The organism is Cupriavidus lacunae (assembly GCF_003353055.1).
GTDB lineage: Bacteria > Pseudomonadota > Gammaproteobacteria > Burkholderiales > Burkholderiaceae > Cupriavidus > Cupriavidus lacunae.
Window position 1 is genome coordinate 85,836 of record NZ_QKWJ01000024.1, and the last position, 22,863, is coordinate 108,698.

The 22,863-nt window shown below is 64.7% G+C and carries 16 protein-coding genes and 1 pseudogene; 4 read left to right on the forward strand and 13 right to left on the reverse strand.

The window, feature by feature from the left end:
- Nucleotides 1-16: 16 nt before the first annotated feature.
- The 5 genes from DN412_RS19850 to DN412_RS19870 all read right to left on the reverse strand — a co-directional run bounded on the left by DN412_RS19850 (nucleotide 17) and on the right by DN412_RS19870 (nucleotide 5,849).
- On the reverse strand, nucleotides 17-985 hold the full coding sequence (locus DN412_RS19850; RefSeq protein ID WP_115213152.1) for a sugar ABC transporter substrate-binding protein: 969 nt from the start codon (nucleotides 983-985) through the stop codon (nucleotides 17-19).
- Nucleotides 986-1,076: 91 nt separating this feature from the next.
- A complete protein-coding gene (locus DN412_RS19855; RefSeq protein WP_115213153.1) occupies nucleotides 1,077-2,042 on the reverse strand; it encodes an ABC transporter permease in 966 nt (321 codons plus the stop codon).
- On the reverse strand, nucleotides 2,039-3,004 hold the full coding sequence (locus DN412_RS19860) for an ABC transporter permease (RefSeq protein WP_115213154.1): 966 nt from the start codon (nucleotides 3,002-3,004) through the stop codon (nucleotides 2,039-2,041). The genes DN412_RS19855 and DN412_RS19860 overlap by 4 nt, the downstream gene beginning before the upstream one ends.
- Complete coding sequence (locus DN412_RS19865) at nucleotides 2,997-4,496, reverse strand: sugar ABC transporter ATP-binding protein (protein WP_167471107.1); 1,500 nt, start codon at nucleotides 4,494-4,496, stop codon at nucleotides 2,997-2,999. The genes DN412_RS19860 and DN412_RS19865 overlap by 8 nt, the downstream gene beginning before the upstream one ends.
- A gap of 18 nt (nucleotides 4,497-4,514) precedes the next feature.
- Entirely contained in the window at nucleotides 4,515-5,849 is a 1,335-nt protein-coding gene (locus DN412_RS19870; RefSeq protein ID WP_115213156.1) for an amidohydrolase family protein, read from the reverse strand.
- Between the two features lie 222 nt (nucleotides 5,850-6,071).
- Here DN412_RS19870 and DN412_RS19875 point away from each other — a divergent pair, with 222 nt between their 5' ends.
- Nucleotides 6,072-6,986, forward strand: a complete 915-nt coding sequence (locus DN412_RS19875) for a LysR family transcriptional regulator (RefSeq protein ID WP_115213157.1) — start codon at nucleotides 6,072-6,074, stop codon at nucleotides 6,984-6,986.
- Nucleotides 6,987-7,023: 37 nt separating this feature from the next.
- Here DN412_RS19875 and DN412_RS19880 read toward each other — a convergent pair whose 3' ends face one another.
- From DN412_RS19880 to DN412_RS19890, 3 genes are all read right to left on the reverse strand, one after another.
- Nucleotides 7,024-7,953, reverse strand: coding sequence for an NAD(P)-dependent oxidoreductase (locus DN412_RS19880; RefSeq protein ID WP_244222705.1), 930 nt, complete (start codon nucleotides 7,951-7,953; stop codon nucleotides 7,024-7,026).
- The gene (locus DN412_RS19885; protein ID WP_115213158.1) at nucleotides 7,950-9,023 is read right to left on the reverse strand and encodes a maleylacetate reductase; all 1,074 of its coding nucleotides are present in this window, start codon (nucleotides 9,021-9,023) and stop codon (nucleotides 7,950-7,952) included. Before DN412_RS19885 ends, DN412_RS19880 begins: the two co-directional genes overlap by 4 nt.
- Before the next feature lie 212 nt (nucleotides 9,024-9,235).
- A complete protein-coding gene (locus DN412_RS19890; RefSeq protein ID WP_115213176.1) occupies nucleotides 9,236-9,634 on the reverse strand; it encodes a DoxX family protein in 399 nt (132 codons plus the stop codon).
- 418 nt (nucleotides 9,635-10,052) lie between these two features.
- On the opposite strand from DN412_RS19890, the gene DN412_RS19895 reads away from it, so the two are divergent.
- Both DN412_RS19895 and DN412_RS43040 read left to right on the forward strand, forming a co-directional pair.
- Entirely contained in the window at nucleotides 10,053-10,388 is a 336-nt protein-coding gene (locus tag DN412_RS19895; RefSeq protein ID WP_115213159.1) for a helix-turn-helix domain-containing protein, read from the forward strand.
- Between the two features lie 205 nt (nucleotides 10,389-10,593).
- Nucleotides 10,594-10,785 carry a hypothetical protein gene (locus DN412_RS43040; RefSeq protein ID WP_133303063.1) on the forward strand — a complete coding sequence of 64 codons (192 nt, stop codon included), beginning with the start codon at nucleotides 10,594-10,596 and terminating at the stop codon, nucleotides 10,783-10,785.
- 154 nt (nucleotides 10,786-10,939) lie between these two features.
- Here the strand turns inward: DN412_RS43040 and DN412_RS19900 are convergent, their stop codons facing one another.
- From DN412_RS19900 to DN412_RS19915, 4 genes are all read right to left on the reverse strand, one after another.
- Entirely contained in the window at nucleotides 10,940-11,158 is a 219-nt protein-coding gene (locus DN412_RS19900) for a hypothetical protein (RefSeq protein WP_244222707.1), read from the reverse strand.
- Nucleotides 11,159-11,229: 71 nt separating this feature from the next.
- On the reverse strand, nucleotides 11,230-11,406 hold the full coding sequence (locus DN412_RS19905) for a CsbD family protein (RefSeq protein WP_115213160.1): 177 nt from the start codon (nucleotides 11,404-11,406) through the stop codon (nucleotides 11,230-11,232).
- Between the two features lie 198 nt (nucleotides 11,407-11,604).
- Complete coding sequence (locus DN412_RS45865; protein ID WP_425267429.1) at nucleotides 11,605-11,859, reverse strand: DUF3309 domain-containing protein; 255 nt, start codon at nucleotides 11,857-11,859, stop codon at nucleotides 11,605-11,607.
- A gap of 248 nt (nucleotides 11,860-12,107) precedes the next feature.
- On the reverse strand, nucleotides 12,108-20,663 hold the full coding sequence (locus DN412_RS19915; RefSeq protein WP_115213161.1) for a glycoside hydrolase family 94 protein: 8,556 nt from the start codon (nucleotides 20,661-20,663) through the stop codon (nucleotides 12,108-12,110).
- Nucleotides 20,664-21,068: 405 nt separating this feature from the next.
- Here DN412_RS19915 and DN412_RS19920 point away from each other — a divergent pair.
- Nucleotides 21,069-21,788, forward strand: a pseudogene (locus DN412_RS19920) (Crp/Fnr family transcriptional regulator).
- A gap of 146 nt (nucleotides 21,789-21,934) precedes the next feature.
- On the opposite strand, the gene DN412_RS43045 reads toward DN412_RS19920, so the two are convergent.
- Nucleotides 21,935-22,303, reverse strand: coding sequence for a hypothetical protein (locus tag DN412_RS43045; protein WP_133303064.1), 369 nt, complete (start codon nucleotides 22,301-22,303; stop codon nucleotides 21,935-21,937).
- Between the last annotated feature and the right edge of the window lie 560 nt (nucleotides 22,304-22,863).

Consider the following 22,863-nt stretch of genomic DNA (forward strand, 5'->3'; position numbering starts at 1 on the left):
GAAGCCCGCGCGCGTGTCAGGCCTTGGTCGCGTCTTCCCAGCGGGGGCAGGCGCGTTTGTCGGCGGGCACGTCGAGAGGCTGGTAGTTGGTCTTGTCGATCACAGTGGCGGGCAAGACGATGTCATGCTTAACCGGCAGGCCGCGCAGCTTGCGGATGGCGGCCATGGTGCCAAGGCACCCCTGCATGAATCCGTTATAGTCGCCCGTGGCCAGCAGCGTGCCGGCCTTGACGGCGTCGATGGCCTCCTTGGTGCCGTTGATGCCGGTCACGAGCGCCTTGCGGTTGGCGCCCTGCAGCGCTTCGATGGCGCCGATGGCCATGGCGTCATTGGCGGCGAAGACGGCATCGATCTGTGGGAACGACTGCATCAGGTTTTCCATGACCTGCAGCGCCTGCAGACGCTGGTAGTTGGCGGGCTGGGTCGCCAGGACCTTGATGCCGGGGAAGGCCTTGAGCGCGTCCTGCACGCCGCGGATGCGGTCGACATTGGTCAGCGAACCCTTGATGCCCTCGAGCACCACCACGTTGCCCTTGCCCCCCATGGTCCTGAACAGGTAAGTGGCGGTCTTCAGGCCAAGGTCATAGTCGCTGGCCCCGACGAATGAAACAAAATTGCCCACGTCGCTGCGGTCGGTGACGTTGACCACCGGGATGTTGGCGGCATTGATCTTCTTCACGCCGGGCCCCATCGCCTTGTAGTCGACCGGCACGAATACCACGGCGTCGGCCTTCTTCACGATGACATCCTCGATCTGGCTCATCTGCTCCGGAATGCTGTCGGGCTTGGTCGGGATGTAGTGGGTGACGCGCGCGTTCATGCTCTTGGCGGCCGCGTCGGCCCCCTGGCGCAGGACCTGGAAGTAGGGGTTTGTCTGGTTCTTCGTGAAGACCGCGATGCGTTCGCCGTCGGCATGGGCGGCGGGCGTTGCCAGCAGGCCAAAGGCGAGCAGGGCGCAGAGGGATGTCAGGTTGCGTGATTGCATGTCTTGTCTCCTTGGTCTTTGGAATGCCGCCCGTGGTTGCGGTCCGGTGCGGTCCGGCACGGGCTGGCGCGTTGCACTGCCGGGTCTTGCGCTACTGTTTGCCGAGACGGCGGCGGGACAGCGTATCGAGAAAAACTGCCAGCACCACGATGACCCCGGTCACCAGCGGCTGCCAGTTGGCGCTGATCGTGAGCAGGTTCATGCCGTTGAGCACCAGTGTCAGGATGATGGCGCCGACCAGCGTGCCCGACACCCGACCCACGCCCCCGAACAACGAGGTGCCGCCGATCAGCACGGCCGCGATGGCCGGCAGCGTTAGCGTTTCGCCGATATCGCCCTCGGCCGAGTTCAGGCGCGCCAGGAACACGAGGCTGGCCAGTCCGGCCATGGCGCCGCTCACCACGTAGACCAGCAGCAGGCGGCGCGTCACGGGCACGCCCGAAAGCCTTGCGGCGACGGGGTTGGCGCCGATGGCGTAGATCTCCTGGCCGTACGTGGTCTTCTGCGAGATCACCGTGCCGGCCATCAGGAAAGCCAGCATCAGGAACACAGGCACCGGTACGCCCCAGAGGTAACCACTGCCGATGGCGCGAAATTCAGGCGCAAAGCCGTGGATGGTCTCACCCGCCATGAACCAGTACGTCAGGCCATGCAGCACCCACAGCATGCCGTACGTTGCGATAAACGGCGGGATGCGCAGCGCGGCCACGAGCAGGCCGTTGGCCAGGCCGATCAGCACACCGCAGCCCAACCCGACACCCACGCCGAGCGTGGTCGAGCCGGTCGCCTTCATGACACTGGCCGCCAGGCAGGCCGACATGGCCACGTTGGCGCCTACCGACAGGTCGAGGCCACCGGTCAGGATCACCAGCGTCAGCCCGGAAGCCAGCAGGAACAGCAGGCTGGCCTGGCGCAGCACATTGAGAAGGTTGCCCAGCGTCAGGAACGCGTCCGACGACACGGATAGCAGGGCGCACAGGACCGCCAGCGCCAGCAAGCGGCCGGCAAAGGCACGGGAATCCGCCGACAGCGGCATGTTCAGGAGGGCGGAGTTCATGCTTTCCCCTTGAAAGATTCGATCAGCAGGACGACCAGCACCAGCAGGCCGATGGCCGCCACCTGCACCGAGGACTGCACCCCGATCAGGTTCAGGCCGTTGCGCAGCACGCCAACCGCCAGCACGCCGAGCACCGTACCGGGTAGCCAGCCGTTGCCGCGGTCGAAGGTCGTCCCGCCCACCGCTACGGCGGCAATGGCTTCGAATTCCAGCCCGATGGACGCGGTCGGGTGCCCAGCGTTCATGCGTGCCGTCAGCAGCAGCGCCGCAACCCCCGCCATGGCCCCGCCCAGCATATAGACGGCCACCAGCCAGCGATTGACCGAAACCCCGGCGAACTTGAGCGCCTCGCGGTTGCCTCCCAGCGCGAAGACATAGGCGCCGAAGCGCGTGCGGTACAGCAGCCAGTGGAAGAGGGCGTAGGTGGCAACGGCCAGCCAGAGCGGCACCGGAATGCCCAGCAGCTCGCCCGAATAGAACAGCGGGATCGTGTCGCCGACGCCGACCACGCTCTGGCCGTCGGTCAGCACCAATGCCAGGCCCTGGGCTACGCCCAGCGTGCCCAGCGTCGACACGAACGGCGGGATGCCCAGCCGGGCCACCAGCAGGCCGTTAAGAAGGCCAAAGGCCAGCCCGACCCCGATTGCCGCGGCCAGCGCAAGCAGCAGCGACCCCGTGGCCACCATCACCATGGCCAGCACCACGCCACAGAGCGCAAGCACGGCGCCCATTGAGAGGTCCAGCCCCTCGGTCATGATGATGAGCGTCATGGGCAGTGCGATCAGCAGCAGGATGGTGGACTGCGTGCCGATATTGAGCAGGTTGGCCGTCGACAGGAAGCCCTGGCCGAGCACCGCGAAGGCCAGCGCGAGCAGCAGCAGGACCCAGGCGGCGCCGGGCAGCCTGCCGAGCAGCGGCGCGAATGGCAAGGGCAGGGCGCGGGTAGCGGTGGTATCAGGCATCGTTCATCCCCAGTTGCAGAATGCTTTCCTCGGTCATGTCTTCATGCGCGACTTCGCCAGCGACGCGGCCGCCGCGCATGACATAGGTGCGGTCGCACACGTTGATGATCTCGGGCAGTTCGGAGCTGATCAGCAGCACTGCGGCACCCTGCTTCACCAGTCCGTCGATCAGCGCGAAGATCTCGGCCTTGGCGCCGACGTCGATCCCGCGTGTGGGTTCATCGAAAATGAACAGGCGCGACTCGGCGACCAGCCATTTGCCGATCACGATCTTTTGCTGGTTGCCGCCCGACAGGAACTGCGCGAGCTGCTCACCGTTCGGCGTGGCAATACGCAGGCGGCCAATCTCGCGCGTGGACAGTTCGGCCGCCTTGCCGCTGCGGTACCAATGCGCGGGGAAGGCGCGGCGCAGGCCGGCCAGCAGCAGGTTGTCGCGCACCGAGCGGATCAGCGCGAGGCCTTCGGTCTTGCGGCTCTCGGGAATCAGTGCCGCGCCGAGCGCGCGCGCCTTGTCGGGACCGCCCCGCATGGGCTTGCCGAAGATGCGGATCTCGCCCTGGCGAACCGGGTCGGCGCCGAACACGGCGCGCGCGACCTCGCTGCGCCCCGATCCGACCAGGCCGGCCAGGCCGACGATTTCGCCGGCGCGCACTTGAAGGCTGACGTCTTCAATACCGTGGTCGGCGCTGACGCCACGCATCTCGAGTGCGACCTCGCCGACAGGGCCGCCGCGCGTGCGGGTATAGCCCATGTCGACCTTGCGTCCGACCATGCGCGCCACGAGTTCATCGGGCGTGGCCTCGCCGGGCAGGTAGCTGCCAACCTTGCGACCATCGCGCATGACGGTGATCCGGTCCCCCAGCGCAAAGACTTCGGCCATGCGGTGCGAGATGTAGATCATCGATACGCCGTCGGCCTTGAGCCGCGCGATGACGCCGAACAGCTTCTCGGTCTCGCGTTCGGAAAGCGCAGCGGTGGGCTCGTCCAGCACCAGGATGCGCGCCTTCTGCGACAGCGCCTTGGCAATCTCCACCATCTGCTGCTGCGCCACGCCGAGGCGATGCACGGGCGTGTGCGTGCTCAGGTCCATGCCCAGCGTGTCGAGCAGGCGCCGGGCCTCGGCGTGCATGCGGGCATGGTCGACCGAACCGGGTACGCGTCCGCGGGGCTCGCGTCCCAGAAAGATGTTCTGCGCGATATCCAGGTAAGGCACCAGCGAGAACTCCTGGAAGATCACGGCGATGCCGAGCCGCATCGTGTCGGCCGGGCCGGCTACTTCGACGCGCTCGCCCTGATGGTGAAACTCGCCGGCGTCCGCCACATAGACGCCGCACAGCACCTTCATCAGCGACGACTTGCCGGCTCCGTTCTCGCCGAGGAGCATGTGGACCTCGCCGGGGTGGATCTCGAAAGACACGTCGTCCAGCGCCTTGACGCCGGGAAACGTCTTGCAGATGCCACGCATCTCCAGCAGCGGCCTGACTTGGGTCATTGCATTCACGGGTGTCTCCTATGCGTGGGCGCCGAGCAGGCGCTCGCCGGATGCGCGCAGCATTTCGAGCGTCTGCGGCACGCCGTCGGCCAGCAGGCGGCCGTGTCGCTTGCGTGCCACGCCGGCCACGAACACGCTGTCGATATTGGCCAGACTGGCCTGCATCACGATGGCGTTGATGGGGTCGTGCACCGGCATCATGTTGAGCCGCCGCGCGTCGATCAAGACCAGGTCGGCCTGCTTGCCGGCAGCGAGCGAGCCGATGCGGTCCGCCATGCCGAGCATGCGCGCGCCGGCCAGCGTGATCCATTCCAGAGCCTCGCGGCAGCTCACGTCGTGGCAAGGGGCAATGGCACCGTGTTCGGCCCGGTGGGCGGCATGGTCCAGCGCGCGCTGGACGCCAAGCGCGACGCGCGCGGCGGTGAACATCTCGCCGGACAAGCCTGATTCAAGGTCCACGCCGAGCGATGGCGCCACGCCCAGCTTGCGCAGCCGGCCGGTGATCGGGAAGCCATGGCCTTGCGTCAGTTCGTTCTCGGGCGTCAGCGAGAAGCTCACCCCGGCATCGACAAAGCGTGCAAGCTGCGCATCGCTCAGGTCATTACCATGGACGATATTGATATGTGGCCCCAGCAATCCGGCTGCCTCGAGGCGCGCCCAGCCGTCTGGTGTGCGGGCAGGGCCGCCGCCTTGGTGCATACTGGCCAGCAGCCCGAACTCGCGCGCCAGCGCGAAATCGTGCAGGGCCACCTCCAGCGTGGAGTAGTGCGGCCCGAGGATAGCCAGGCCAAGGCTCACCAGGCCAGATCCCTGCAGGCGCTGCGCAAGACGTTCGATCTCGTGACGCGGATGCGGTGTTTCCCAGAAGGGAGCCACGCCGGGCCTGGGATCGGGCTTGGGCGAGCCGTGCAGGAAGGCGGCGCGGATGCCGGCATGCGCGAGCGCCTCAATCGCCGCATTGCTATGTGCCGGGGTAGGGTTGTTGTGGCACCAGTCGACCAGCGTGGTGGTGCCGCAGTCCAGCTGGTTCCACGCACCCGCCAGCGTGGCGACGTAGATATCTTCCGGCGTGAACCGTGTCGCCAGCCCCGCATGCATTTGCCGGAAGTACTCCGTCAGCGTCCAGCCGCCGGCCACGCCGCGCAGCGCGGTCTGCCAGGTATGCATGTGGGCATTGATGAAGCCCGGTGCCACGATGAAGCCGCGTGCATCGATCTGCTCGGCCTCGGGCGCCTCGATATGTGGCGCCAGCGCGGCAATCCGATCGTCTTCGATCAGCAAGTCGCCAATGAACTCGCCATGGGCGGCTTCCATCGTGACGAGCGTGGCCCCGCGAATCAGGGTGCGCGTCATACAGACTGTCTCCTTGGCGTAGCGGCGGCGCCGCATTCGCCTGCTGCGTTCCTGTCGTTTTGTTCTTGTCGTGTATTGCAGTCCTGTCGCTTAGGCAAACGTTTGCAAACGGGACGGAGACGAGTCTATACTCCCCCGGAACGATAAAAAACGCCGCCCGAGGAAATCTTTCTTCCACTTGGCGAGAAACTCGGCAGGCGCATCAAGCGGTGGAGACAACGCATGGATCGCTGGACCGAGATTGAATTGTTCGTACAAACCGCGGAGTTCGGCAGCATCACCCGCGCAGCCGAGAGCCTCGAGATTTCCAACGCCGCAGCAAGCCGCTACCTGAGCTCGCTGGAGCGGCGACTGTCGGCGCGCCTGATCGAGCGCAATACACGCCGGCTCTACCTGACCCAGGTAGGCGAGCAGTACTTCAGGCGCTGCAAGGAATTGCTGGCGGAGATGAAGGAAGCGGAAGCCGACGTCAGCGCCGCCGTACTGGAACCAGGCGGCACGCTGACAATCACGGCGTCGCTGTCGTTTGCCATGAAGCACCTGGCGCCGCTGGTGCCGGAGTTCACGTCGCGCTACCCGAAGGTGAACGTCAATGTGCTCGCGGCCAACCGGTACTACGACATCATGGACAGCGGCACGGACCTGGCCATCCGCACGCGCGAGTTCGAGCCGGACTCGAACCTGACGGTGCGCCGCCTGGCGCAGACGCGCCGCGTGCTGGCCGCCACGCCGCGTTACCTGGACAGTCACGGTATCCCGCACACGGTCGAAGACCTCGCGGCGCATTCCATGCTGATCTACTCGTACGCCAATCGCCCCAATGAGCTCTCATTCACCAAGGGCGACGAGAAGCGCGTGATCACGGTGAGCAGCAAGATGGAATCCAACGACGGGCAGGTGCTGCGCGCCGCGGCGCTGGAAGGCATGGGCATCCTGGTGCAGCCCAAGTACATCCTTTATGACGACATCGTCGCCGGCCGGCTGATCCCGGTGCTCTATGACTGGGATCTCCCCAGGCTGACCATCAATATCGCCTTCCAGAACCGAACTCATATGCCTGCACGGGTGCGGTTGTTCATCGAGTTCCTGACATCGCACTTCGAGCGCATGGACTACGAGCGCAAGTGGACGTCGTGACGAATCCGCCTGCCGGGTGGATGGCAGGCGGGCAGGATCATTGCTGGCCTGGCTGCGTGCCGGCGGCCAGCGCGGCGGATTTGATGATCGCTGCATAGTCGTCCCCGGCCATGCCCTGCGCGGCGGCGCCGTGCAGCATCTGGCCGAGGAGGGCGGTTAGACCCATGGGTACGTGCAGGTCCGCGCCCGCGTCAAGGATCAGGCCGACATCCTTGAGCATCTGCTCGACCGTAAACGTCGGCGTGTAGTCGTGCACGGCCAACTGCTCCGATTTCGCCTTGACGATCGGCGAGGCCACGGCGCTTGCGGTGATCACGTTCCACATCGATTGCCAGTCGAGGCCGCCTTTCTTGCCCAGGGTCAGCGCCTCTGCCAGCATGCCGGAGGTCAGCGCGATCAACAGGTTGACGACGAGTTTCATCAGGCGCGCCTGCTCGGCGTCGCCCAGGTAAAACTGCGTGGGGCCCAGCGCGGCCAGCAGGGGCCTGACGCGCTCATAGGCGGTGGATGGCCCCGACACCATCGCGGTCAGCTTTGCGGCCTCTGCCATGTGGTTGTTGCCCGATACGGTAACCCGCAGATAGGCGATATCGCGTGCGGCAAGCTGCGGTGCGGCCGCTGCCGAAGCCGTCGGGGAGATCGTGCTGGTGTCGATATAGAGCGCGCCGGGCGTGGCAGCCGCGGCAATCTGGCTGGCTACCGACGTAAACGCCGCATCGTGCGGCATCGAGCTGAATATCACTTCGGCGGTACCCACCGCTTCGGCGAGCGATGCGGCGACGGCGAGGCCTGCCTGGCGTGCGGCCGCTACCTGATCCCCTGCAATGTCGTAGGCCACAACGTCATGCCCCGCGTTGGCGAGGTGGCGCGCCATCGGCAAGCCCATCTTGCCGGTTCCGATAAAGCCAATCTTCATGAGGTCTGCTCCGATCTGTTCTTCGCGCGTGTTCGCGGTGATTTGGGTCATGCGGGCCGCAGGCCGTCGAAAGCGGCCTGCAGCAACGCCCGGATCGGCTCGCGCTCGATCGGGCGGGGATTCCAGTAGGGGTTGGCCAGCGCGATGTCAGCGGCCCGGTCCAGGTCCTGCTCACACATGCCGATGTCGCGCAATGCAACCGGCACGCCATTATTTGCGGCCAGGTCGAACAGACCCGCTGCCGCGGATTGCCCCGTGGCGGCAATGGCGCGCTGGATCCGGGCCATCGCCTCGGGCGCGGCCGACGCGTTGTAGGCCAGCACATGAGGCAGCACGATGGTGTGAGTCTCGGCATGGGGCAGGTTGAAACTGCCTCCAAGCGTGTGGCACAGCTTGTGATGCAGCGCCATGCCCACGCTACCGAGCACGGTGCCGCAGAGCCAAGCGCCGTACAGGCATTGCGCGCGGGCGTCGAGATCGGCCGGCGCGCGGATCACGGCGGGAATGCCGCTCGCCAGGGCACGGATGCCTTCCTCGGCCATCAGCGACATCACGGGATTCGTGTCGCGCGCATACAGGCCCTCGGCGGCATGAGCGATCGCGTTCAGGCCGCTGGTCACCGTGAGTCCCGCCGGCAGTCCAACCGTCAGTGCGGGGTCGTAGATGACCGTGCGCGGCAGTACGCGCAGATCTCTGCCAGTTTTTTTCTGGCCAGCTTCCGTGAGTCCATAGATTGGCGTCATCTCGGACCCGGCATAGCTGGTTGGAATGGCCACGACAGGCATGCCAGTTTCCAGTGCAATGGCCTTGCCCAGCCCCGTGGTGGAGCCACCGCCGATGGCCACTGCGCAGCCGGCCCCGGCGCCACGCGCACGCGCAACCGCTTCGCGCGCGGCTTCTACCGGAACATGCATGATTGCACCGGCATAGATGCCGGCAGAAAGTGGCCCCAGGAGATCGGATATGCGTGTCGCCTCGGCCTTCTGGTTCGGTGTGCAAAGCACGATGGCGCGGCCGGCGCCCAGCTTTTCGACTTCGGCGGCAACCTGGTTCGACGCGCCCGTGCCAAACACGACACGGGACGCGTGTGCCTCATAGACGAATGAATGAGAAGGTTGCATGATCTCGTGCCTGCCAAAGGCTGATTGCGTAGGATTGGCAGAACCATATATTTCCTGGTGCTGCAGGGAAATAGTGTTTGAGGAAAACAGTCTTCAAGCCAGCGGAAGAATGCGGCGCCTGGTTTTGCAGCGCAGGCGCCGCTGATGAGCCTTGCGGAGACAAGGCACATGGCAGAGATGGCCCGCGGAAAGGGTCAGCTCTCTCAGGTCGGTCATTGGGCCTTGACCTGCGCGCGTGCCGATTCCATAGCGAATACAACCAGCATGCCTCCCAGGATGGCGATATTCTTGAAGAAGTGATTGAACTGATTCTGGTAATTCACAGCGTCAGCGCTCCAAAAACCGTGAAAGACCAGGCTTACCGGCACAAGGAATAGCGCCAGAGTCAGCGCGCCCCAACGGGCGTTCCAGCCGGTGATGAGTGTCAGGCCACCTCCAATCTCGACCGCGATTGTGAGCACGAGCAGGAGGCTCGCGAGAGGTAGGCCGGCGCTGGCCATCCATGCGGCAGTCCCTCCAAATCCACCGATCTTCAGGAGACCGGAAATCAGGAAGAGAGCGCCAAGAAGGGCGCGGCCGGCAGGGTAAAGGGGGGTGGGGGCGGAATTCATGATGTGCTCCAAAGTTAACCAAAGATAGAGGCCATTCATCAAACTGTGTGAATGACGCTGTGCTCTGCGTGGACTGAATGATAGGCCTGAATTCGAGAGTGTATGAAAGCGATAGTCAACTACTTATTCGAAATATTTGAACGGTGGCGGGGCCGGAGGATTCCGCGGCAGTACGGCGAACAACAACGTATCCGTCTCGCGCAACCGCTGTGTCAGGCATCGTCTACACAACTCCTGGGGGTGTCGCAGTAAGGACGTGAAGGAGCTGCCGGGTCTGCAAGTGCTGGCTGGCATGAGGCGGTTTCCCCCTCGGAATAGAGGACAGCCATCAGCGTTGCGGAGTATAATTTCATTATCATGAAATAACTTGGCGAGCAGCCTCCACGCTGACTTCCCTTTGTCACGGAGACGGGCCTCCATGCCGCGACCACTACCTGATCCGACGCCACCTTCGCGCGCGACAATTCGCAGCATCCACCAACTGGGCGACCGCATTCGAGCTACGCGCGCAGGGCAAGGGATGCCCATTGATCAGGCGGCGAGGCATTGCGGGGTCTCCATTGGCATGCTGTCCAAGCTGGAGAACGGCAAGGGCGTCAATCTCGAGCACGCCCTGCGTGTGCTGGATGGACTGGGTTTGACGATGCTGGTCGTTCCCAAGGCGCATGCGCCTTGGCTCGAACAGGCGGCGACCCATGCGACCCAGATCGACACGGATCAGGCCAGGGGACAGCATGCCTGGCGGGAAGAGTAGAGGGCCGCGATCAGGCTGGGCGTCAATCTCGGAGGTGTCCCCGATCGGTGCGGAAATGCTATTCGCTTGGCGTGTCGACGCGCCTGACGCCTGAGAGCGTGCAAAAGTTGGGGAGGCCCCCAAGGGAGGGCCGCTCGAGCATCGGGGCGCCGCGCCGGCTCCGTGTGGACTACGCTGATCGGTATCGCAACGGGGGGAGCAAACCATGCGGTTGATCATCGAAGCCAGGTTGGCCGACGAGGGCAGCGATAATGGCCATGACGTTGAGGGCGTTTTGGCAGTGATCGCCGATCTGGACCCGCTTCAGGCAGACCAGGTAGATCCACTACAATCAAGAGCACATCAAGCTGAAGCTAGAAGGGCTGAGTCCCGTGAAAATACAGGATCCAGCCCTTAGGCGCCTAGCGATTTAACCGTCCAATTTCTTGGGGTCAGCTCGGACTGGCCCTCTTTGTTTTAGCCGCGTACCGTATATTTCCGAGGCCGTACATCGGCAGATCCGTTCTGGCAATCATACCCACCTGAAGTTCGGCATCACGTCGCTGTGCTCGTCAATACTGATGCAGCCCAGTTCGTTGATCATCCGCTTCGTGGATTCCTTGGATTTCGAGTCGCAACTGGCAATCATCAGCAACTGGCCCGGTATTGTCGCGCTGGACAAACCACGGTCCCGCGACTAGTGCAGATGTACCGGCCAGCTCGTCTAATCGAGCTTGCGCCAGCCTCGCCGTGATGACGTCCTCCAGCCTGAAATACAGCAGCGTACGCATGGTGTTACCTCACTCAATCTCAATCTCAATTTCCACTTCCGGCGAACCGGCGTCGCCCTCTCCATATCCTGTTACTCCGCCTTTTTGATATCCGCCTTGACGTCGCCGTACGCCGCCTGCGTCTTGCCAACATCCTTCTTCAGGGTTCCGGCAACTTGCGTTTGCTTGTTTCCAGTCATCTTGCCAAAAGCTTCCTTGACTTTACCGGCGGCCTCTGTGACGCGGCCCTTCACTTGGTCCTTGTTCATGATGTATCCCTCTTCATTGGTGTTGCGAGCCAGATGCTGAGGCAACCTGGCCGCGCGATGACAGGTGGCAATCAGGTTGTCACCGGGCGCGTGCCCGGTTGCGCGCGCTCCTCAGATTGGATTTCGGCGATTCAGGAAGCCGGCGATGAATCTGCCTTGCAATGGCGGCAGGCGTCTGGAACGTTCCCGACGCCGGCATCAGAGTCTGCCTAGCAGCAACAGGACAAGGACTACAACCAAAAGCACCCCGAGTGTGCCTGATGGCGCGTAGCCCCATCCGCTACTGTATGACCAGGTGGGAATTGCCCCAACGAGGAAGATGGCCAAGACAATCAACAGTAAGAGTCCAATTGACATGATGCGCTCCTGGTTCTGAGAAAACATGCCTTCCGCTGATTCAGCCGGGCGGAGGGCAGCCGTTCTAGCGGATCGCGTTGTCGATGGCCATGCCATGGAATCCTGAACACCGATGCGAGGGATTCGCTGGAGTACTTGTTGCTGCTACTTCGTATCGTTAGGAACATCCTCATCCTGCCCAGAGGATAGTGGTGACGGATTCTCAAGTCAGTCCGGTGCCGTACGCATCGGGAAGGCGCGTTCCAGCATTCCGGTCTTCCCCCTGCTCAACGAAACTGCAGGGGTAGAAGAGAGAAATTCAGGCGTTGCCCCAGGTACATAGGGGGACACGGGCGGGCAGGGCACTAGAGCAGGACTACCAGCGTGTGCTCGGCACCATCCAGAGGGACGCTAACCTGATCGTTGGTACAGGGGATACGGACGCCGTCGAGGAGTGCCTGCGAGACACCGCCGACGCAGTGCAATGGTGTTTCCACGCTGATCTGGTAGCGGGTCGACAGCACGTTCACGGTGGCCTTGAAGCCTGGCCACGAGGCTGGAATGCAAGGGGCGACGACCAGCCGATCTCCTTCTTTCCGGATGCCCAGGATGCCTTCCATCCCAGCGCGATACATCCATCCCGCGGCACCCGTGTACCAGGTCCAGCCGCCGCGACCAGTGTGGGGCGGCACCGAGTAGACATCGGCCGCAACCACATAGGGCTCGACCTTGTAGCGCGCGACCGCTAAGGGTGTCAGCGCATGGTTGATCGGGTTGAGCAGGGAGAACAGTTCGACGGCCTTGTCTGCCGCGCCGAGCCTGGCAAATGCGAGTACTGCCCACATCGCGGCATGGCTGTATTGCCCGCCGTTCTCGCGCAGGCCGGGCGGGTAGCCCTTGATGTAGCCGGGGTCGAGGGGGGCTTTGTCAAAGGGAGGGGTGAACAGCAGCGCCAGCCCGTCTTCGTGGCGCACCAGGTACTTTTCCAGCGACGCCATCGCGGCACGGGCACGAGTGGGATCCGCCGCGCCCGACAGCACGGCCCAGGACTGCGCAATGGCGTCGATACGGCATTCCTCACGGTCTTTGGAGCCGAGCCAGGTGCCGTCGTCGAAGGTCGCGCGGCAATACCAGTCGCCATCCCAGGCCTCTCGCTCCAGCGCTTCGCGCAGCAAGGCCGCATGCGCCTGCCAGCGGCGGGCGCGCCCGGCATCGCGGGTCTGCGCCAGCGGGGCAAACATGGCGAGGGTGCGTACCAGCAGCCAGCCTAGCCAGACGCTTTCGCCCCTGCCGCCGGCCCCGACAAGGTTCATGCCATCGTTCCAGTCACCGCCGCCGATCAGCGGCAGCCCGTGCGCGCCGGACAGAGCCATGCAACTGTCGATGCCGCGTGCGCAATGTTCGAACAGCGAGGCAGAGCTGTCCGAGACCATCGGCTCGAAGAAGGCGTCGGCTTCGGCGGGACCCAGGAGCTGGCCTTCAAGGAATGGCACCATCTCGTCCAGCACTTCGGTGTCATGCGAGCTGGCGATATAGCTGGCGGTCGCAAACGCGAGCCACACGCGGTCATCGGAGATCCTTGATCGCACGCCTTGCCCGGAATGGGGCAACCACCAGTGCTGAACGTCGCCTTCGACAAACTGTCGCCCGGCGGCGCGCAGCAGATGCCGCCGCGTGGCGTCGGGACTGGCAAGGGCGAGCGCCATGTGGTCCTGCAACTGGTCGCGGAATCCGTAGGCCCCGCTAGCCTGGTAGAAGGCCGAGCGCGCCCAGATGCGGCAGGCGAGCGTCTGATAGAGAAGCCAGCCGTTGAGCATGATGTCCATGGCACGATCCGGCGTCCTGACCTGTACCGCGCCAAGCAGGCCCTGCCAGTGCCGGGTTACGGTCGCCAGCACGGTGTCGAGATCGGTCTTGCGATAGCGCGCAAGCAGCGCGCTGGCCTCGGCCGCGGAAGCGCATTGTCCGATAAACGAAACGACTTCGACGGTCTCGCCGGCCGCCAGCTCGACACTGCACTGCAAGGTCGTGCAGGGGTCCAGGCCAGCTCCGGTCGTGCCGGACAAGGGCGCCTTGCCGAGCAGCGCCGCAGGCGCTTCCGGGCCGCCATTCCGGCCAAGGAATTCGGTACGGTCCGCGGTCCAGGCGGTCTGCCTGCCGCCAAGATCGGCAAAGGCCACGCGACCCGGGAACGCTGTGCTCCACAGATTGCGGATCAGGATGGCGCCGGTGGCTTCGTCTGGCGCCGTCGCGATGAACGGCGCCGAAGCACCCCGGGACGTGCCGAGCACCCATTCCGTATAGGCCGTCACGGAAAGCCGGCGCGGGGTGCCGGAGAGATTGCGCAGCGTCAGGCGCGAAATCTTGATCGGATCGTCCAGCGGAACGTACTGCACCAACGCCAGCGAAATCTCGTTGGCTTCATGTGTAAAGCAGCTGTAGCCGTGCCCATGGCGGGCCGTATAGGTGCCGTTGTCCCGGATCGGTTGCGCGGTGGCGCTCCAGATCTGGAAGCTGTCCTCGTCGCGGACATAGATCGCCTCGCCGCACGGGTCCGCAACGGCATCGTTGGACCACGGCGTCAACTGGTTATCGCGACTGTTCTCTGCCCAGGTGTAGCCGCTGCCGCTGGCCGATGCCTGGAAGCCGAAGCCGGGATTGGCGATCACGTTGATCCATGGGACAGGGGTCGCCTGGCCCGCGTTCAGCACCACCACATATTCCCGGCCGTCCTGGTCGAAGCCGCCCAGGCCGTTGAAGAACTCTAGCCCGGGCTGCGCCGGCACCGGCGGAAGTGACTGTGGCGCGGGCTTGCGGCGCCGGACAGGTACAGGAAGCGGGGCCGCCACTGCGGGCAGGCGGGCGAGCTGCTCCGCGATGGAGCCGCGTCGGGCAATCAGCGCGACACGTGCGACCGACTGGAGCAGGGAGCGGGCTTCGGGCTGCATCATGTCGGCACGCAAGGTGTAGACCGAGCCGTGGACCGAGTCGTGGCCCCCTTCCTCGCCCGCGTGGCTTTGCGAATGGCTGCTGCGTACCGCGGTCTCGATCGCCATCTGCAGGTCCTGGATATAAGACGAGGCGCGCTCGTTGACGATGACCAGATCGACGCCAAGCCCCTTCATGCGCCAGTATTCGTGGGCGCGCAACAGCTGGCGCACCTGGACGATGTCCTCGACCTCGTCGATGCGCAGGAGGACAACCGGCAAGTCGCCGGAAATCGCCAGCGGCCACAATGCCGACTGCGGACCCGCGCCGCGCAGGATCGCGTCCGGCGGGGCCCTGAAGCGGGCATCGGCATAGAGCAGTGGCGCAGCCAGGCGCTGGAAGTCGGCCGCTTCCGCCGCATCGACGTCAAGGTGGCGCAGCTCGACCTGGGCCTGTGTCCAGGCCAGGGTCTTGGCCCGGTCGAATGCGTTGCGGTCCTGGTGCTTGTCGATCAGGGCCAGCAGATCGGCATGCGACGTCGCAATGACGGTCCAGAAGGCCACCCGCGCGCTGCCCCCGGGCGCAATCCGCACGCGCTGCCTGAGCGCGAAGATCGGGTCGAGGACCGTACCGACCGTGTTCGAGAGCGGCAGTCCGGCCGTGACGACGGCGCACGCTGCGGGCGCGCGGCGGTCTTCCAGGAAGCGTGCGCGGTCGGTCTCGAACTGCGGATCGGCGACAACGTCGCCTTCCACCACGCTGAAGTGGGCGGCCCAGACCGGCGGCTCCTCGGGCGAACGCAGGCGGCGTGTCGCGGTCAGCGCACCGGACTTGGCCAAGTGAGCGGTCTGGATGAACATCCTGGAGAAGGCCGGATGCGCGTCATAGGACGCGCGCGTGGCGAGCACCACTTCAGCATAGGAAGTGAGTTCGATCTCGCGCGGGCGGCGCCCGTTGTTGACCAGCGATACGCGGCGGACCTCGCCGTCGTCCTCGCCGGAAACCAGGATTTCCAGGATGGTTGTCAGGCTGCCGTCGTGGCGGACGAACTCGGCGCAATCTTCGGTGAAAACCACTTCGCCGCCGCGCTCGCCATCGGTGGCCATCGGCGCGCTGGCAGACCAGGTGATGCCATTCTGCGTATCGCGCAGGAAGATGAAGGAGCCCGAATCGTCGCGGGTGGCATCTTCCCGCCATCGCGTCACTGCCAGGTCTCGCCAGCGGCTGTAGCCCATTCCCGTGGTGGTCAACATCACGGTGTAGCGGCCGTTAGACAGCAAATGGGTGACTGGGTTGCCAGCTGGCGGTGCCGTGAACCGCCGCACCGCAGAGTCCTGGGGCAGTACCGCCGCGGCCGAGGCCTTCACTTCCTCAGCGCGGGGATGCGCCACGGCGACGTTGCGCGGCATGCGTTCCTGCAGCAGCAGTTCGCAGGCCTGGATCATCGGCTCGCGATGGAAGCGCGCGCGCATCAGGCCATTGTGCAGGGCGTTGGCAATGGCAACGATGGTCATGCCCTGGTGGTGCGCCATGAAGCTGCGCACGATGGCGACGGTCTCGTTCTCGGCCAGGCGAGCGCGCGTGTAGTCCAGCGCCTCGTAGAAGCCGTAGCGTCCAAGGGCGCCGAGTTCGGCCAGGCGGCGGTAGTTGTCGCGTGCGGCCTGCGGATCGACCATGACCGCCAGCCCGGTGGCATAGGGGGCGATCACCGCGTTCTCGGACAGGCCCCGCTTGAGCCCGAGACCGGGGACGCCGAAGTTTGAATACTGGTAGGTGAACTCCCTGTCGCGCGCGTTGTACGCCGATTCGGATACGCCCCAGGGAATTCCCAGCGACTGCCCATAGGCCTGCTGGCGCGCCACCACCAGGCGCGAGGTCTGTTCAATGAGGCTGCCGGCGGGCGCGCGCATCACCAGCGACGGCATCAGGTATTCGAACATCGAGCCCGACCACGAGATCAATGCCGAGCCCCTGCCAAGCGGCGTCGCCATGCGCCCCAGCCGGAACCAGTGCGGGGTCGACACGTCCCCCTTGGCAATGGCGAACAGGCTGGCGAGCCGCGCTTCGGAGGCGAGCAGGTCGTAGCAACTGGCATCGGGCCGGTTGTCGGCAAGCGAATAGCCGATCGACAGTAGCTTGCGCGCCGGATCGAGCAGGAAGGCAAAGTCCATCGCCAGCGCCAGTTCGCGCGCAGTGTGGGCGAGCGCTGTCAGCCTGCCGGCCAGCGCCTGCGGCGCTTCAGCCTGCTGCAGCTGGTCGCGCTCACGCTCGGTTACGGCGTGCTGCAGCGCGCCGGCCCAGAAGGCCAGGTCGGAAAAGCTGTCATTGTCAGCGTCAGGCTGGATGTCATGCACCAACCTGAAGGCCTTATCCGTCAGGCGCCTGAGCGCCGGCGCCCGGATCTCCGTGGCGGGCGCGCCGGTCAGCACGGTGGCGATCTCGGCCAGAAGTCCGCCAAGTTGTCGTCCGCGTTCGCTGTGTGCGAGGGGCAGCGCCGCCAGAGCCTCGTTTGCCAGCCGCGCAGTGTCCGCCAGGCCGTGGCGGGGATCTGGCGCGGCAGCGTTTTTCCATTCCTCGCAAGCGTTGGCGACCACGATCAGGTGCGCGGCCAGGTTGCCGCTGTCGACCGACGAGATATAGGCGGGATGCAGCGGTTGCAGGCTCAGCGTCTCGTACCAGTTGTGGAAGTGGCCCCGGTAGCGCGGCAGCTTGCGCATCGTGCCGAACGCCGCTTCCATGCGCTCGACCGATTCGGTGGTCCCGGCCCAGCCGAAGTCGCGTGCGGCGATGGCCGACAGCAGGTAGAGGCCGATATTGGTTGGCGAGGTCCGGTGCGCGACCACGGCCCTGGGCGTCTCCTGGAAGTTGTCCGGCGGCAGCATGTTGTCCACTGGCGTGACGAAAGTCTCGAAGAAGCGCCAAGTGCGGCGCGCCGTGAGGCGCAGCGCCAGCGCGTCGGCCTCCGGCAGGGCGAGCCGGCGCGCAACGGCCGGCGCGCGGCTGGCCCATAGAGCAAGGGCCGGCGCCGTCAGCCATAGCAGGACAAAGGGCAGCACAAGCGGCCATGATGATGGCAATAGTCCCACGCCGGCGGCGGCCATCGACAGCGCGAGCAGAGTGCCGCCGGCCATCAGCCGGTAAAAGCCGGCCAGGTCCAGCCGCGGGCGCGTGGCGGACTGCGCAGCCGTGGTCCACTCGAGCAGGTGGCGGTGCGTGGAATACAGCCGTGCCAGCGTTCTGGCGATGGCGTCACCCGCGCGCCAGGTCTGGTCGGGCACGAACGCGAGCACCAGCAGGGTCTGTGTGGCGGCTAGCCGCAGGTCTGCGAGCAGCGCCTGCATATGGTTGCGCAGGCGCATGCCGCTGCGGTGTCGCAGCCCGGACAGGACGCCAGGCAGCACGGCCGGAATCGCAATCGCAGCCAGCGGCAGGGCAGTCGCCAGCGGCCCCGCCGGCCAGGGCAGGAGCCAGCACAGCACCAGACTCAGCAGCAACAGGGGCGCGAGCAGCGAGCGGCGCAGGTTGTCCAGCATCTTCCAGCGGCCGATGGCCGGCACCGCGTGGATGCCCTTATGCTGCCCGAAGATCCAGCCAAGCAGTTGCCAGTCGCCACGCGTCCACCGATGCTGGCGCCTGGCCGCCACGTCGTAGCGCGCGGGAAACTCCTCGACTACCTCAACATCGGAGGCCAGCCCGGCACGGGCAAATACCCCTTCGAACAGGTCGTGGCTGAGCAGCGTGTTCTCCGGGACCCGGCCGCTGAGCGCCGCTTCAAAGGCATCGACATCATAGATGCCTTTGCCCGTATAGGAACCCTGGCCAAAGAGATCCTGGTAGACGTCGGAGGCGGCCGCCGCGTAGGGGTCGATGCCGCCCGGCCCGGAGAAGACCCGCTGGTAGAGCGAACCCTCACGGCCAATCGGCAGCGATGGCGTGACGCGCGGCTGGAGAATGCCGTAGCCGCCCACGACGCGCTGCCGGGCCGCATCGAACCGTGGCCGGTTCAGCGGATGGGCGATCTTGCCAATCAGCCGCAACGCGGCGTCGCGTGGCAGCCGCGTGTCGGCGTCGAGGGTGATGACGTAGCGCACGCCGGCCGGCACTTGCGGTGCCCGGCCGTCGACGGCCACGTAGCTGGTGTCGCTGGCGCCGCGGAGCAGCTGGTTCAGTTCATGCAGCTTGCCGCGCTTGCGCTCCCAACCCATCCACTGGCCTTGCTCGGTGTTGAACACGCGTCGGCGGTGAAGCAGCAGAAAGCGATCGCCGGCCGGACCCGGCCCATGGCGCTGGTTTAGCCGGGCGATCGCCGCGCTGGCCACGGCAAGCAGATGGGCGTCGCCAGGCAGCACCTCCTGGTCCGCGTCGACGCCATCGGTCAACAAGGCAAAGCTCAGGTTGCCGCCTGCGCCGGCGAGGTGATGCACCTCCAGCCGCTCAATCTGCTCACACAGGTCGGCCTCGCTGGTCAGCAGGGTCGGCACCACCACCACCGTCCGCAGCGAGGGCGGAACGCCGGCCTTGAGCTCCAGGCCGGGCAGGATCGTCGCCCCCAGCCGCCCGGCAAGCGCGCGGTTGACCAGCGTGCTGGCGACCTCGCTGGCCGGCACGATCCAGCACAGCACCAGCAGCACAAGCCAGCCGAGCGCCAGGCCGGCAGGCAAGAGCCATAGCGCGAGCGCCAGCAGGCCGGCCATGACCAGCACGAGCGCGCCGACATAGCCGCCGAGGCCCAGCTGCTTGCAGCAGCGGCTGACCCACAAGCGGGGCGGCGCACGAAACCCGATGGCACGTTCGAGCGCACTGCGGCCTGCGCCGATCAGGTGATAGCCCGGATCGACTCGACGGGCGTCCTCGGTCGCGTCGACCCTATCAGTCACTTCGTCCGCTGAGGACGCCGGTATTGGCATGGCGCTGAGCGCCAGCTCGGCAACCCTGAGCTCCGGGCACGAGGCGCCGCGCGCGAGTTCCTCGATGGCATTGCGATACAGGTTGCGGGTCGGAAAATCCATCTCGGCAAAGTCGCTGCCGGCGCGCAGCTGCGCGTCGACCAGGCTGACGCTCTCGAACCACTCAGCCCAGTCAATATCAGAAATCAGCCGCATGCTCGTGATGATGTTGCGCACCGTCACGTTCGAGGCGCCTTGCCGCTGCTGCGCGTGCAGCACCACCTCGTCGACCGAAGTGCCTTGCAGTCCGAGGCGCTCCTCGAGCCAGCCCAGTGCCGGCATGGCTCTCGGGTCCTGGTCACGCAGGCGTCTGGCGAGTTGCGCGGCGAACAGTTCGGACAGTGGCGCAGCGGGGCGTGCGGCAATATCCGTTTCGAGTGCCGTGCGGGCGCCCCCTGTAGCTAGCAACCGCCCGGCCAGCGCATCCGCATCGGCGCGCGCAACCCGGCCGGCCGTGATTTGCCCGGTGAGTCTGCGCAGGTTCTCGACCAGCACAATGCGCAGCGTGATCGCCACCGCCCACAGTTCGCCAATCGTCAGCGGCTGGACGCGCTGATAGGCGGCTATAAAGCGGCGCAGTATGTCTGGATCGAGGTAGCTGTCCGTGTGGGCCACAAAGGCCCAGGCCAGCCCGAAGACGCGCGGATAGCCCGTGAATGGCCCCTCGGCGAGCTTGGGCAGCTGGCGATAGTAGCCGGGGGACAGGTCGTCCCGGATCTCGCGGATCTGTTCCTCGACGATGTGATAGTTGTCCAGCAGCCATTCCGCCGCCGGCGCTACCTCGGTGCCGCCTTCCAACTCGGCAGCGCTTGCCCTATAGGCGGCCAGCAGGACAGCGGCATTGTCCCTGAGCCGGCTGCGCAGGGGCAAAACGTGTGGCGGCTGCGCGGTGATTGCCTGTGCCGCGGCGAGGCTTTGCGCGTGCTGCTCCAGCCGTTCAATGCCGAACAATTCCTCTCGTACCGGCGCTGTGCTGTCCCAGGGTGACGGCACGCCGGGCGCGTCGAATGCGCGCAGCGGGAAGGTGAGATTCAGCTTCAGGTTCATGGAGGAGACCATTCAGCGGTCCGGGAAGCAAAAAGACGCCGTGGCACCATTGTTGCCGCGGGAGCTTTGCGTCAGCCCTGGCCTTATTTCAGGATGCTTGAACGATGCGTGTCGCTGTGGAATATGAGCCAGCTAGAGGGGAAATGCCGTCCGCAGGCGTACGGACCGGGACTTTTATTCCATTGCAGTCGGATCGCCCGAGCGCGCAGGGCAGAACTCGAGAGCGCACATCCGCTCAAGTCAGCATGCTGTGCAGTGCACCCTTGTCCGGCATTTGCCTTGTCCAGTCGCTGACCTGTATTGACAAAGGCAAGTGATCCTCTACCGTCCCGTAGCCTGGGCGCCAGGCCCTGGGCAAGGTCGGAGGCACCGATATCAACCTGTTCTGAGCGGTGAGATGCAGTCATGCGCGTCACGCACGATCCGAAGTCCAATCACCTTCTCGCTGCGCTGCCGGCCGTCGACTGGGAGCGCCTCGCACCACAACTGACGCTGGTGTCGCTGCCGCTGGCCCATGTCGTGTACGAGTCAGGAGATCAACAGGGCTACGTCTATTTCCCGACCGATTCGATCATTTCGCTACTGTACGTGATGGAAGACGGGGCCTCCGCCGAGATTGCAATCGTAGGCAATGAGGGGATGGTCGGGATTGCCATTTTCATGGGGGGCGAAACGACCCCGAGCCGCGCCATCGTGCAAAGCGCCGGCCATGGATACCGTCTGAGCGCAACGATCCTGAAGCAGGAGTTCGTGCGGGGCGGATCGCTGCAGCGCCTGTTGCTGCGCTATACGCAGGCGCTCATCACCCAGATGGCGCAAGCCGCGGTATGCAACCGCCATCACTCCATCGACCAGCAACTGTGCCGATGGCTGCTGCTGAGCATCGACCGACTGCCCTCCAACGACCTGACGATGACACAGGAACTCATTGCCAACATGCTCGGGGTGCGGCGCTCCGGCGTGACCGAGGCCGCCTTGAAGCTCCAGGCCGCAGGCCTGATCCGCTACAGCCATGGGCATATTGCGGTACTCGACCGGATGGGCCTGGAATAACGAGTGTGTGAGTGCTACGCGGTCGTGAAGTGGGAGTTCGATCGCTTGTTGCCTGACCTGTCGGGGCCTTGAAATCCGAAGCGGGGTTTCGACCACTGCGCATGCCGGACAGCGGGGTAGCGGCTATAACGTCGCAATGTCGTTACGTGCCTTTGGCTCGCGGAAAGGTCACCAACAGTGATACGTCGTTGCATTACCGTCCCCTTTTCTGATGGGTTCTAGTTGTTCGATCCTAGTGCAGGAAGAGCGCCATGCGCGGGAGCGTGACGGCCGAAGAGAAGTCTCCACCAGGAAGTGGATGTCCCTGCTCCTGCTTCTCCAGTCGGGCAATGGCTGACGAACGAGACAGCGACAGCCCCTTTTGCTGAGCGCAGGATTGCGACGTCGTCGTAGTCGCCGGGGGCGTCGATGATTTCACGGCGCAGATCAGCAGGGTAGATGACAGAAAGGACTTCACGAATTGCATTTTCACTGTCGAACGGGCCAAGCCGGCAGATGCACGCCGTCGGGTCAACCTCCGCAAAGTACCAATTGCGGGGGCTGTCGTGATAAATGACGATGACGGTAGTGGGATAATCTGTTGGCATTTTCCTTACCATTTCAAGGGGGGCGATACGATACCCGTAGACCGCGGGGGAAATCACTTCATATAGGCATAAAGGTCCAGTGCAAAGAGACTGGCCAGTCATGTGAATGATCTGGCCATATTAATCCGGAGTGTAAATAATGGAGTGTTGCCGACCAGTATTGAATACGGATTCTGCGTAGGCCCATTCGGCAGCGAGCACTGCATCGAATTTATATATAGTTCACACCTGAGTCGGGCGCCGTCCGCCAGCGAACAGTCCGCGATATTTATTTGTTTATGGTCAGATCCGGTCGGAAGGCTCAATGCATGCGACTCTCCCCCTTGCGTACCACGCCTTGCCTGCGTGTCCGCCAGCGTACCGAAGGGCCTTGCTGTTTGGGGTATCTGTCTCTTACGCATTCTGATCTTGCGAAGGAGCCCGCTTTCAAAATAAATAAATAGTCGTCCCTGCGGAATGCCGAAGAGTAAGACGCAGCAAGGCTTAGCAAGAATTTCGCTGCGTGCCGAACTCCCAGATCGAATATGAATCTGATTCGAATCCTGGGAGATTTGAGGGAC